The 13,378-nt window shown below is 51.1% G+C and carries 7 protein-coding genes; 2 read left to right on the plus strand and 5 right to left on the minus strand.

What is annotated here, in order from left to right; translation table 11 throughout:
- Positions 1–28 precede the first annotated feature (28 nt).
- From smc to Q0V82_RS07580, 4 genes are all read right to left on the minus strand, one after another.
- Positions 29–3,499, minus strand: a complete 3,471-nt coding sequence (gene smc / locus Q0V82_RS07565) for a chromosome segregation protein SMC (RefSeq protein WP_297574254.1) — start codon at positions 3,497–3,499, stop codon at positions 29–31.
- Positions 3,500–3,715: 216 nt separating this feature from the next.
- Positions 3,716–5,038: a sodium-dependent transporter gene (locus Q0V82_RS07570; protein WP_297574256.1), complete on the minus strand. Its 1,323-nt coding sequence runs from the start codon at positions 5,036–5,038 to the stop codon at positions 3,716–3,718.
- 321 nt (positions 5,039–5,359) lie between these two features.
- Complete coding sequence (gene apbC / locus Q0V82_RS07575) at positions 5,360–6,517, minus strand: iron-sulfur cluster carrier protein ApbC (protein ID WP_297574259.1); 1,158 nt, start codon at positions 6,515–6,517, stop codon at positions 5,360–5,362.
- 151 nt (positions 6,518–6,668) lie between these two features.
- Positions 6,669–8,861, minus strand: a complete 2,193-nt coding sequence (locus tag Q0V82_RS07580) for a patatin-like phospholipase family protein (RefSeq protein ID WP_297574262.1) — start codon at positions 8,859–8,861, stop codon at positions 6,669–6,671.
- Between the two features lie 48 nt (positions 8,862–8,909).
- Between Q0V82_RS07580 and Q0V82_RS07585 the strand changes: the two genes are divergently transcribed.
- Complete coding sequence (locus tag Q0V82_RS07585; protein WP_297574264.1) at positions 8,910–9,584, plus strand: glycerophosphodiester phosphodiesterase; 675 nt, start codon at positions 8,910–8,912, stop codon at positions 9,582–9,584.
- A 389-nt stretch (positions 9,585–9,973) separates the two neighbouring features.
- Here the strand turns inward: Q0V82_RS07585 and Q0V82_RS07590 are convergent, their stop codons facing one another.
- Positions 9,974–12,289, minus strand: coding sequence for a Tex family protein (locus Q0V82_RS07590; protein WP_374758532.1), 2,316 nt, complete (start codon positions 12,287–12,289; stop codon positions 9,974–9,976).
- Positions 12,290–12,499: 210 nt separating this feature from the next.
- Between Q0V82_RS07590 and Q0V82_RS07595 the strand changes: the two genes are divergently transcribed.
- Positions 12,500–13,291: a ParA family protein gene (locus tag Q0V82_RS07595; protein ID WP_297574269.1), complete on the plus strand. Its 792-nt coding sequence runs from the start codon at positions 12,500–12,502 to the stop codon at positions 13,289–13,291.
- Positions 13,292–13,378 lie beyond the last annotated feature (87 nt).

The following is a 13,378-nucleotide window of genomic DNA, read 5'->3' on the forward strand; positions in this document are numbered from 1 at the left end:
CACTGCAAAGTGATAAATTGAATATCTCTTAATTAAATTCAGGCTCACGCATTTTTAGTGCGGCTTCAATATCGACCGCCACAATCCGCGATACGCCTTGCTCTTGCATCGTCACGCCGACCAATTGCTGCGCCATTTCCATGGTTAATTTATTGTGGCTAATGTACAAAAATTGCGTGTGCTGTGCCATTTTTTTTACTAATTCGCAAAAACGTAGCGTATTGGCATCGTCCAGCGGTGCATCGACCTCATCTAATAGGCAAAAAGGCGCCGGATTAAGCTTGAACAGAGAGAATACCAGACTTAATGCTGTCAGTGCTTTTTCACCACCTGACAACAAGTGAATGGTTGCATTTTTCTTACCCGGAGGTTGCGCCATCAAACTCATGCCCGAATCTAATATTTCATCGCCAGTCAATGTCAACTCAGCATGCCCACCACCAAACAGCGCCGGGAACAACTCTTGCAAATTGGTATTCACACTATCGTAAGTCGATTGCAATAGACTGCGGGTTTCTTTATCAATGCGGGTAATCGCCGCGCTCAGCGTGGTCATCGCCTGCTCCAAATCCCGCGTTTGCTCGGCCAAATAGCTTTGCCGCTCTTCATTGGCCGCCAATTCTTGCATCGCCGCCAAATTCACTGGGCCCAACTGGCTCAATTGCCCAGTCAAGCGACTAATTTCAGCCGCGTAAGCTTTGACGCTACGCCCCAATAATGGCTGCAGCGCGACTTCATCCACCGCCAAAGCCAGCATTTCATCAGCGTAACGCGCCAAATTGAGCCGGGTTTCTTGCTCAGTTAAGCGCATTTGCTCCAAGGCATCGCGCTGCGTGGCGGCGGCTTTTTCGGCATTTTGCTTGATTGCTTCTTGCTCACGCAGCGTGGTGGCATGCTGATTGAGTGCTTCTTTGGCCTGCGTTAATAACTGTTCTTGCGCAGCGCGCCGCGCGAGCAAGACTTGAAACTGCGCGTCAATTTCATCAACCTGAATGGTTTGCGCCTCTTGCTCTAGCGCCTGTTTGCGCTGGCTTTGCTGCTCACGCTGTCGATCAAGGTCAATTTGGCGCTGCTGTAAACCACTGATCTGCTGCGCCTTATTCACCACGGCAAATTGCGCACTTTGTGCCGAGCGCTCTAGTTCACGCAGCTGCAAACTATGTTGGCTTTGCGACGCCTGAAATCCTTCTTTACTCGCACGAGCTTGCTGCTCTTGGGTTTGCAATTGCAATAAAGACACAGCCAGCCGCTCAAGCTCAGTATCTAAGGCCGCCGAATGGGTGCTTTCTTCGCTCAATTGCTGGCTGATTTGCGCCAATGTTTGTTGCACTTGATCAAGGCGTGATTGCCGCTGCGCTTGCTGCTCTTGCTGACGACGCCATTCATTTTCTAATGCTGGCAAGGTTTGGGCGCGCTGCGCGTATTGCGCTTGGCTTTGCTGTTGCGCTTGCAATAAGGCAGCGTGTTCGAGCTGCGTTTGCGCCAATATCGGCGCATGGCTTTGCTGTGCTTGCTGCGCCGTATCGAGCGCTGCGGACACTTTGCGTAATTCGGCTTGCCGCGCTAATCGTCCAGCATCCGCCGACTGACCGGCAAAAAAATCAAGGGTATATCGGGTAGCGATATGGCCATCCATCGACACCCAGCTATACCCTTCTGGAATGTCTGATTGCTGCGTCCAAAGCTGCGCCGTATGCTCAACGCACAGCACCGTACCCAGCAGTGCTTGCAAGCCCGCATGCAAACGCGCGTCACTGTTTGCCACATGTTGCCACAAGCTCTGCGGATGAACTGGGCCCGTCACTGGCGCTGGGCTCAATACAAACAAGGCACTCGGCGGCGCGCAATCAACGCTAGCCAAGATCCCTTGCATTTTTTGCCCCAATACCGCTTCAACGGCAAGCTCCCAACCGGCAGCCACGCGCAATAATTCACTTAACTGCGGCGCGTCTTGCAACTGATTTTGCGCCAACCACGGCGACAACGCCGCACTGGTGGCGACAGTTAACACTTCACGCAAAGCCTGCTCGCGCGCGGCCAGTTGCGTGACATCGTCTTGCAACTGCTGCGCCGTGCTGTGCTGCTGCGCCAACTCTGCATCCAATACCAAGCGCGACTGGGCTTGTTCGGCCAAGGTTAATTCTAATTCGGCCAGCTGGTAGCGATATTCGTCAATTTGCTCGGGTAAATCTTCAGCCAGCGCTACCGGCGCCAACTGATTTAATTCAGTCTGCAGCTGCTGCTGTTGGGTATTGAGCTGGCCAATCTGGCGCTGCACAAATTGCCGCTCTTGCAGCTGCAATTGCTGAGCACTGTGCTCAGCCGCCAGTTGCGCGTTGAGCGCCTGCCACGCTTGCTCGGCGAAATGGCGCTCTTGCTCTTGATCGGGCAAGCTTAAACTGGCCTCGGCCAAGGCCATAGCGGCAGTTTCTGATGCCAGTTGCAAATCCTCTTGCTGATCATGGCATTGCAATAAAGCCAATTGAATATCGCTGGCCGATTGCTGCTGCGCTTGTTCATCCCGCTCGCACTGCGCAATTTGCTGCGCCAAGCGCTCGCTATTTTGCTTTAAATGCAGCAAGGTTTGCTCGATTCTCGCTACTTCGGCATTGGCGGCATAAAGGTCCGCCTGCGCCGCTTGCAACACATCACTGGCAACAAAATGACTTTCACGCAAGCATTCAAGTTGCGCCTCAGCGGCAGTCACCTGCGCCAATGCGGCTTCTAATTGCGTTTGCGCTTGTAGCAAAGCCAAGTGCGCGGCGTCAGCAGCCACCGCTGCATCGATTTTTCTTTGCAAAGCTTGCAATTGCTCGGCTTGCGCGATGTGTTGGCTTAAAGTTTGATATTGCTGGGCAACGCCAGCTTGGCGGCTCAAGGTGTCGATTTGCCGTTGCAGCTCGAGTTGAATATCGGCCACCCGCGCTAAATTGTCCCTAGTATCGGCAATGCGACTTTCGGTCTCGCGGCGCCGCTCTTTGTATTTAGAAACGCCAGCCGCCTCTTCCAAATATTGCCGCAATTCATCGGGCTTGGCCTCGATAATGCGGTTAATCATCCCTTGCTCAATAATCGCGTAACCGGACTTACCGACACCGGTACCCATAAAGAGCTCGGTAATATCGCGGCGGCGCACCGCTTGCTGATTAATAAAATACGATGAATCGCCCTGCCGAGTCAGCACCCGCTTAATGCTGATTTCGGCATACGCTTGCCAAGCCCCAGCGAGCAAGCCGGCACTATTATCAAACACCAACTCCACCGCCGCCCGACTGACCGCCTTACGCGTGGTCGAGCCATTAAAAATCACGTCTTGCATCGATTCGCCGCGCAATTGCTTGGCGGATGATTCGCCCAGCACCCAGCGCACCGCATCAATCACATTGGATTTGCCGCAACCATTGGGCCCACACACCGCCACCAACTGCCCCGGAACTGGGATGGTCGTTGGATCAACGAAGGACTTAAAACCAGATAATTTAATATGAGTCAGGCGCACGATAGCTTCAAACAAGAGAATGGGCGCATTTTACCTCAGCCATCCAATGCTTGAAGCAAAAGATCCAACTCAAATCCATTCAAGGCCTGCTCAAACAGCTCATCATACAAAAATTACCAATAAACTGCCGCCGCACAACAAAACGCCCCAACAACACGCTGGGGCGAAATCTGAATTTAAGCGTCACTCGTACTAACGGGTTACAAGCCTTTTAGTTTACAAACCCTTTACAAACACCCAGGCAATCAAAGCGGGCGCTACCACGGCGCTGGTTAAGCGAAATACCGGCAACCAAGGTGCGCGTGCGCCCTGCTGCGTAATCTCGGCACTACTGCGTTGCCAAATCACCCAACCAACACAGATTGCACTGGCCATACCGCCTAAAGGCAGCAATAAATTGGATGCCAGATAATCCATTAATTCAAACGTGGTGCGATTAAATAATTTGGCATCGGACCAAATCCCGAACGACAAAGCCGCCGGAATCGCCGCCAAAATCACCGCGCACAGGCTGACAATCACTGCGGTTTTGCGTGACCAATGAAATTCATCAATCAAAAAACTCACAATCGGCTCAAGCATTGAAATCGACGAAGTCAGTGCCGCAACCAGTAATAAGCAGAAAAAAGCCACGGCAAAAAACTGCCCGCCCGGCATGCTGGCAAACACCGCTGGCATGGTAATAAACGTCAAACCCGGCCCCGCAGCAGGGTCCATGCCAAAGGCAAACACCGCAGGCAACACCATCAAACCGGCCAATAAACACGCCAACACCGCTAATGCGGCCACCCAGACTGCCGCGCTACCGAGCTGAATATCGCGCCCCAAATACGAACCGTAGGCAATCATCGTTCCGCAGCCAACAGATAAAGAAAAACACGCTAAACCCAAAGCATCAATAAACATACTGTCATTGACCTTGCTCCAATCGGGCGTTACAAACCACATCACGCCGTCCATTGCACCGGGCAAAGTCAGCGCTCGAGCGATCAGCACCAGCATTAATACAAACAATAAAGGCATCAACACCTTACTGACCGATTCAATGCCTTTTTGCACGCCACCGACCACAATCGCTGCGGTAAGGCCGACAAAGGCAATCAAATATGCAATTGAATTCACTGGATCGGCAATCAAAGCCGTAAAGTGCTGGCCCAAATAAGCCGTATCTTTCGCCAGCGCAGCACCAGAAAGGGCTTCGCCGATATACATCAAGGTCCAGCCGCCGATCACGCTATAAAAAGAAAAAATCGTAAAAATACACAACAAACCCATCCGACCGACCCAAGCCCAAGCGGGCCCAGCTAAAGTCCGAAACGCGCCAACTGCCGACAGCCCTGCTGCGCGGCCGATGACCATTTCAGCCAATAGCATGGCAATGCCGATCGAAAAAGTAATTGCCAAATACACCAATAAAAATGCCCCACCGCCATTTTGGCCGGCCACGTAAGGGAACTTCCAAATCGCCCCCAAACCGACCGCCGAACCGGATGCAGCAAGAATAAAACCGATTTTTGAACCCCATTCACTTCTTGCCATTGCCCGCTCCATTTGATTGTCCGCGCTACATTGGCATATTTGCTAGGGTTCGCCTAGACGTAAAACGTCCACTTTACAGATCAAAGCCACTACGCTAGCAGCAAAATAAAAAACCCAGGACTCGCCTGAAATACCCTGAAAACCTGACGCAGAGGCGCAGAGGCGCGGAGGAAATTCAGGGTTTTTCGATTGATTTTCTCTGTACCTTTGCGTCAAAAACGACACCCGCAATGAAATCGAGAAAAAAATGCCGTTCACTTGGCTTAAGTGAACGGCATTAAGGACTAGCCTAGGTTTGTGTACCAATGACTGCGCTATGATTTAGGTATTTTGGATCACAATCTTCGGAAACTTACTGGAAAAATCCTGCGACTTGGCGGCGATTTTGACCGCTACTTTCCGCGCAATCGCCTTATACAAACCGGCAATCTCGCCCTCTGGATCGGCCACTACACTAGGGCGACCGGCGTCGGCATTCAAACGAATCGACAAATCCAAAGGCAATTGACCTAATAAATCGATACCGTATTCAGTACCCATTTTTTGGCCGCCGCCTTCACCAAAAATCGCTTCCATATGGCCGCACTGACTGCAAATATGCATACTCATATTTTCCACCACGCCCAAAATTGGCACGCCAACTTTCTCAAACATTTTTAAGCCTTTGCGCGCATCGAGCAAAGCAATGTCTTGCGGCGTAGTTACAATCACTGCACCGGTCACCGGCACTTTTTGCGACAGCGTGAGTTGAATGTCGCCGGTACCCGGCGGCAAATCGATGACCAAATAATCCAAAGCATCCCATCGGGTATCATTGAGTAACTGCGTTAACGCTTGCGTCACCATTGGGCCGCGCCACACCATCGGCTGCTCTGGGTCAATCAAAAAGCCAATCGACATCGTTTGCACGCCATAATGCAAAATCGGCTGGATGTATTTATTGTCGATGGTTTCCGGATGTTGATCAGCGACGCCCATCATTGTTGGCAGGCTTGGGCCATAAATATCGGCGTCCAACAAACCCACTCGCGCGCCTTCGGCCGCCAGCGCCAGCGCCAAATTCACTGCCGTAGTCGATTTACCCACACCGCCTTTACCAGAAGCCACCGCAATAATGTTTTTAATCCCTTGCTGCAAGGGCAACCCGCGCGCCACGGCATGCGCGGCAATCACGCTACTCACCGTCACATTCACCGCGTCAACGCCGTCCAATGACAATAACGCGGCGCTAATTTGCGCTTGCCGCGCCGCAAATTGACTTTGTGCTGGATAACCCAATACCAAGTCCAAGCTGACGACACCTGCCTGCCATTGCAAGTTTTTAACGCATTTACTGGCGATATAATCTTTGCCGGTATCCGGATCGATTAGCGTGGCCAGTGTTTGGCGTAAAATTTCAAGATTTGCTTCACTCACAACAGGATTTCCTTGGCTAGGCGCTGCGGCCGTGCGGCCGAGCAATCGATCAAACAATGTCATTTTAGATCTCAAGATAAGACCAAGGGCAAACGGCCGATGGCCCATCAAATATGCGGTTTAACTGCCGTTTTTCAAGACATCATGCGCACAGACTAGGGTCAAAATCCGCACAAACGCGGCTGGCAAACCAAACGCCAACAGACCCTAGCGATTAAAATTGCTTGCCGAGCATCATATAAAACCGTGCCTGACGATTATCGCCATACGCCGCACCAAAATACAATGGGCCTAAAAAGCTGTCGTAAGCCAGATAAACCGAAGCGGAATAATGCAGCACATCGTCAACGCGCTGATCTAGCGTATCAAACACCCCGCCCACTTCTAAAGCACTGCCGATATAACTACCCGACAAAAATGACGTTGCATGTAGATATTGCAATGAGCCGTAGACAAAGCGTTCACCCACCAATTCTTGATAGTTATAACTGGATAAATTCAAAAATCCGCCCAACCATTTCACATCAGAAAACGCTGGTTGCTCACCATAGGTTGTTTGCGCTTTGAGTGTGAAATGAATCGCATCACCATCAATCGGCACGGCTTTGCGATAAACAAAACCATAGCGGGCATAATTTTCTTGTTGTTTACCCGCGCCCAAAGCGTAATAGCCATAAGCATTAAAGTAACTGCCATTTTTAGGTAGGAAATAATGATCTAAATTATCATAAAAAGCATTAAATCGAATGCCGTAATCATAATTAGACGACTCAGGAAAAACCAAAGAACCCACCGAGCGCTTGCCGCTGTATTCATTAAATACCGGGCCAATTCTTAATTCGGTATGCGTTGATAATACCGAACCAAAATCAAAACCCACCGATGATTTATTATATTCATATTCAGCCAATTGCTGGTCGCCCTGCCAAATCGACAGTGGCCCAGTAAAATAGCGATAATACGTTGCTAAAAACATCGCTTCATTGAGTAGCAAGGGTTGATAAAACTCGGTGTTAATCATGCTCGAACTACCAATTTGCGCGGTGGTTTTCCATTCTGCACCCAAATCATTAAGCCATGTTCGGCGGTATTGCGCGCTAATATTCCACGGCTGTGAGCCGCTAAAATCAGTAGCAAAACTTAAACCAAATTTCAGGTAATTAGGTCCCCAGCTTTTCTCAATCGGCAAAATAGATACCGCTTCACCGTCACCGGTTTGGCGTAACTCATAGTCTAATTGGCTATGATCGCCTTTGGCATACACCTGCATTAAATGACTATGAAATTCATTGGATGCCAAGGGCTGGTTAATATCAATATTGAGTGCATTTTTAAGCACTTCGGGATTGACCACATTAGTCGGCGCAACATCAATTCTTTGCACCGGTTTGGGCTGCAAGCGTGAGGCTTCTCTTTGCGCCTGCCATGCTGCATATTCTTTGGGACTCACCGAATAACGCTGCAATTGCGTTAACACCCGATTGGCTGCTACCTCACCGGCGTCAATGAGTTCCACCCCTCTTTTAAAGTCACCCGCCGAAATACCGCCAAACTCAGGCGTAATTAACACGTCTTGATCGCTCAAGCTTTTTAACTGTGGCGCAACGTTTTGAATCATCATCAAGCGGGTGTATTGATCGGCCACACTAAACACGTCTTTAATTTGATCGCGCTTTAAGGGCGGCGAGCCAACATCGACCGCAATCACCACGTCAGCACACGTGTCACGCGCCACATCCACCGGCAAATTGCGCACCAAGCCGCCATCGACCAGCATACGGTTGTCGGTATTGACCGCTGGAAAAATCCCCGGCACCGCCATACTGGCACGCATGGCCGTCACCAAATCACCACTGTCTTGCACCACCATACTGCCGTTTTCCATATCGGTGGCAATCGCCCGATAAGGAATACCCAGCTGGTCGAAATCTTTGACCGTGCCAGCAAAAGTAAGATCACGCAGAAAGAATTCAATTTTTTGGGTGCTAATCGCCGCGCTCGGTAGCTTGATATCACCGCCATCGCTCAGACCAAATTCAACATTAATCAATGAATACAAATCGTCTTGTTTGCGGCGAAAGGTATTGAGCTGGCGTGGCAAAGTCGAGCTAATCAAATCATCCCAATTGGCCCCCACAATCCGCGTTTGCATCTCATTGGGATTGCGCCCTGCTGCATACGCCGCGCCGACCAATGAACCAATACTGGTGCCAATCACGCAATCAACAGGAATGCGGTTTTGCTCTAATACTTTAATCACGCCCACGTGGGCAAAGCCGCGCGCGCCGCCGCCGCCCAGCACTAAGCCAATCCGTGGCCGTTCAGCCAACGCCGGCATGCTCGACAGCAAAAAGGCCAAGCACAATAAAGCCGGCTTAAGGCTGGCGTAGCGCAATTGACGTGTCATTTTCTTCCTATAATTTAAAATTATTGCACCCTCTATCGAGCCATCATCATGCATCTACTCGCGCATCGCGGCTGTACACAGCAACACCCCGAAAACACCCTCGCCGCTTTTGCCAGCGCGCTGGCCTTAGGCTTTACCGGCATTGAAACCGATGTACGCTGGTCTTTAGATGGCGAGGCGATTTTATATCACGACCGGCTTAGCCCACGCGGCCAAGCTGTCGCTGCACTGACTCGCAAAGAATTATCGCATCAAGCTGGCTTTATCGTCCCCAGCTTAAACGAAGCGCTGGACGCTTTTCCTGATGCTTTTTGGAATATTGAGCTTAAAACCCCAGATGGCTTGGCGTCTATCTTGGCCACTTTAGCCAAAATACAGCATAAAACGCCGATGCTACTTTCTTCATTTTACCACCCACTGATCCAAGAGGCTGCAAATACCCTTGATACGTATCTAGGCCTACTCTTTGCTAGTCGGCCTTTATCAGTCAATACCCTACTAGAAATCAACTATGCCTCTAGCAAAATTAAAACCTTAATCTGGGATTTTGAGATTCTTGACCCCTTGTATCTGGATGAAGCGCAGCGACTGGGTTTTGCTCATTTTGTTTATGGTGCCGCCAATGAAATTGAACATGAAGGGTGTCGTAATTTGGCCATAGAAGGCATCATCACCGATTATCCCGAATGGGTCGGCTTAGGCAGCGCGCCGCGTTGGCAATAAAAACGCCGTCACGTGTAGCCCGCACCAATACCCCTAAAGAAAATAAGCCAATATTTCAAGTCTCTACACAATTCACACTCAAGCCGCAGGCAAAAGCGCCGATAAGACGGTAAGACTTGCTCATCAATAAAAACGCTTATGCTTATGCTTACGCTTACCCATGCCTACGCCGAAATCCCCACCCCGGTGAGCACTACACCGAACCCTAACCAGGCCAATCTTGGCCTCGTTGCGGTCTTGTGTGGCCTACACCAAAAACAACTGCTAAGCCGCTACAGCACAAACAGCAGCAGGCCAACCACCGAGCCCAAATAAACTCAAGTTAAGCCAATCAATGCAATAGGTCGCTGCGATGCGACGCCCAGATCACAGCGCAGCAACAAACCCACTTAGCGAGAATGCTTTAGCTTTAATGCCGCCAACTGATCCGCCATCGCCCCCAATTGCGGCGCAGGCGCTGTGGCGGCCTTTTTTTGTTGCGCAGTCATCGCTGGCGCACCCTGCGTGGCGGCAGGCTCGCGCGGCGCATCATTTAAGCGCATGGTTAGCGCAATGCGCTTACGCGGCACGTCGACTTCGGTGACTTTGACTTTCACCACGTCACCCGCCTTGACCACCTCACGCGGGTCTTTCACAAACCGTCCGGCCAAGCACGAGATATGTACCAAGCCATCTTGATGCACGCCAATATCCACAAAAGCGCCAAAATTAGTCACATTACTGACTACGCCTTCGAGCACCATATCGACTTTTAAATCTTGAATCCGCTCAACGCCATCGGCAAACGTCGCGGTTTTAAACTCAGGGCGCGGATCACGCCCGGGTTTTTCTAGTTCAAACAATACGTCGTTCACCGTGGGCAGACCAAATTGCGCATCCACCAAACTCGCCGCATCCAACTGCTGCAACACACTGCGATCGCCAATCAGCTGGCGAATATTTTTATTCACTCGCGCCAAGATTTTCTCAACCAATGGATACGCTTCAGGGTGAACCGCAGAGGCGTCCAAAGGATGGTCGCCTTGCATAATCCGCAAAAACCCAGCCGACAATTCAAACGCTTTATCACCCAAACGCGGTACTTTGAGCAGGGCTTTGCGATTGGCAAATACGCCATGACTATCACGGTAGGTGACGATGTTATTAGCAATGGTTGCGCTCAAGCCCGACACCCTTGCCAACAGCGCCGCTGAGGCGATATTCACATCCACGCCGACGGCGTTCACGCAATCCTCCACCACGGCGTCCAGCATGCGCGCTAATTCATGCGGATTGACATCATGTTGGTACTGGCCAACGCCAATCGCCTTGGGGTCGATTTTGACCAACTCCGCCAAAGGGTCTTGCAAACGCCGCGCAATGGACACTGCGCCGCGAATCGACACATCCAAATCCGGAAACTCTTTAGCCGCCAATTCCGACGCCGAATACACCGAAGCCCCCGCTTCAGAAACGACGACTTTCGCCGGTTTGCGCCCGTCTAATCGAGCAATCAACTCAGTAGCCAATTTATCGGTTTCACGGCTGGCGGTGCCGTTACCAATGGCAATCAATTCAATCTGATGGGTCATACACAGGCGCTCTAGCACGGCGAGCGCGCCGACCCAATCCCGGCGCGGCTCGTGCGGGTAAATCGTTTCGTGGGCGACAAATTTACCGGTCGCATCGACCACCGCCACCTTCACGCCGGTGCGTAAGCCCGGATCCAAACCCAAAGTGGCGCGCGGGCCAGCCGGTGCGGCCAGTAGCAAGTCTTTTAAATTCAAAGCAAATACCCGAATCGCTTCTAAATCAGCTCGCTCGCGAGCCGCGCTGAGTAATTCGTTTTCTAAAGACAAGCCGATTTTCGCCCGCCACGCCAACCGCACTGAGTCGTTCAGCCATTTATCCGCTGCGCGATTTTGCGCTGCAATCCCAACATGGCGCGCAATCAATATTTCACAACGATTGGCTTCGCCCATGCGGCCACCGGCGGCGATTTCTTCAGGCAGTAATAAATGAATCGCCAAAATACCTTCGTTGCGCGCGCGCAAAATCGCCAACAACCGATGCGACGGCATCGCCATCAATCGCTCAGAAAAATCAAAATAATCGCTAAATTTGGCACCGGCGCCTTCTTGCCCGGCGATGACGCTGGTTTTGAGTTGCCCTTCTTGCTGCAAATGCTGGCGCAAAGCGGCCAATAAAGTGGCGTTTTCGCTCCATGTTTCGAGCAAAATCGCCCGCGCGCCATCCAGTGCCGCTTTCACGTCATTGACGGCGTGCTCGGCGCTCAAATAATCCAGTGCCGCCGTTTCCGGCACCAACAATGGATTGAGTCGCAACGCCTCACCCAAGGGGGCCAAACCGGCTTCGCGGGCGATTTGCGCCTTGGTGCGCCGCTTTTGTTTAAAAGGCAGGTATAGGTCTTCAAGCGTTTGTTTATTGTCTGCAGCGAGCAATACCCGCTCTAAATCAGCCGTGAGCTGACCTTGCTCGCGAATGGTATTGAGCACACTGGCTCGACGCTCTTCGAGCTCGCGCAAATAGCGCAATCGCTCTTCCAAAAGGCGCAATTGAGTGTCATCTAAGCCACCGGTGAGTTCTTTACGATAGCGCGAAATAAACGGCACGGTCGCGCCCTCATCCAATAAAGTCACTGCCGCCAAAACTTGTGGCTCACGGCAGGCCAACTCTTGCGCTAAACGCTGAAATATCGATGTCATCAAGAAAACCTAATTCATATGCAATGGATCAAGCGGTGCATTGTAATGCATGGCTTTGCCCAGCTGTACCGACAAATCGATCCCCAGTCAGAAAGCCGCTTCAGGTAGAATGCGATTTCAGAAGTGGACAACGCATGACAGGCTGACAACACATCCACGTCAGCCCAGTGCCGTAATATCGCCGAGACATCGCAAACAGGAACACGTTAAATGACCGTAATCGCCGTCTTTAATATGAAAGGAGGCGTGGGTAAAACCACGATTGCCGCCAATTTAGCCGCTGCGATCGCTAAAAACGGCGTCGAACCCTTACTCATCGACCTTGACCCGCAAGCGCATTTAACCTCGATGTATGGCATCAAAACCCCCAGCAGCAAAAGCATTTATCGCTTTTATCAAGGCTTAAGCACGCTGTCTGATCTGGCTACGCCCTTACCCAGTGGCATTCAATTTATTGCTTCACACCTTGAACTGGGCAAAATCGACGCCCAAGTGTCGCGGCATCGCGACAATATTTGGCGACTCAAACTTGGCCTACACGCCGAAATGCTGGCCGGCAGCGGCCTGCCGATCATCATTGATTGCACGCCGATGCTGGGGGTTGTTGCTTTTTCGGCACTGTTTGCCGCCGACATCATCCTCGTACCAGTGGCCGCAGAATATTTGGCGCTCAATGGCGCAATGCAGCTGTCGCAAACGCTGTATGGGCTGGAAAAATTTCAATCCAGAACCCCAAGGCGCTACCTGATCAATCGCTACATTCCCAATCAAATCACCGCAGAAACCGTTGCGGGCCAACTCACCAAACACTTTCCCGGCGAAGTGCTTAAAACCAGAATCCGCGAGCAAGAAGCGCTGGCTGCCGCCGTGGGTTGCGGCAGTAATATCTTTGATTTTGCCCCGACGTCGGACGCCGCAACTGACTTTAGCTTTCTACTGGATGAATTAATTGAGAATAATTTACTGTCTTTGTCAAGGGATCTACCGTTCATCCACGAATAATTACTAACGTCAAGCTTTCTTACGCTTACTGTTGTTTTTAATTCTTGCTTTCCGAATCGCACCATCTACAAAAAAAGAGATTGCGAC

It is taken from the genome of uncultured Deefgea sp. (assembly GCF_947072475.1).
Taxonomy (GTDB): domain Bacteria; phylum Pseudomonadota; class Gammaproteobacteria; order Burkholderiales; family Chitinibacteraceae; genus Deefgea.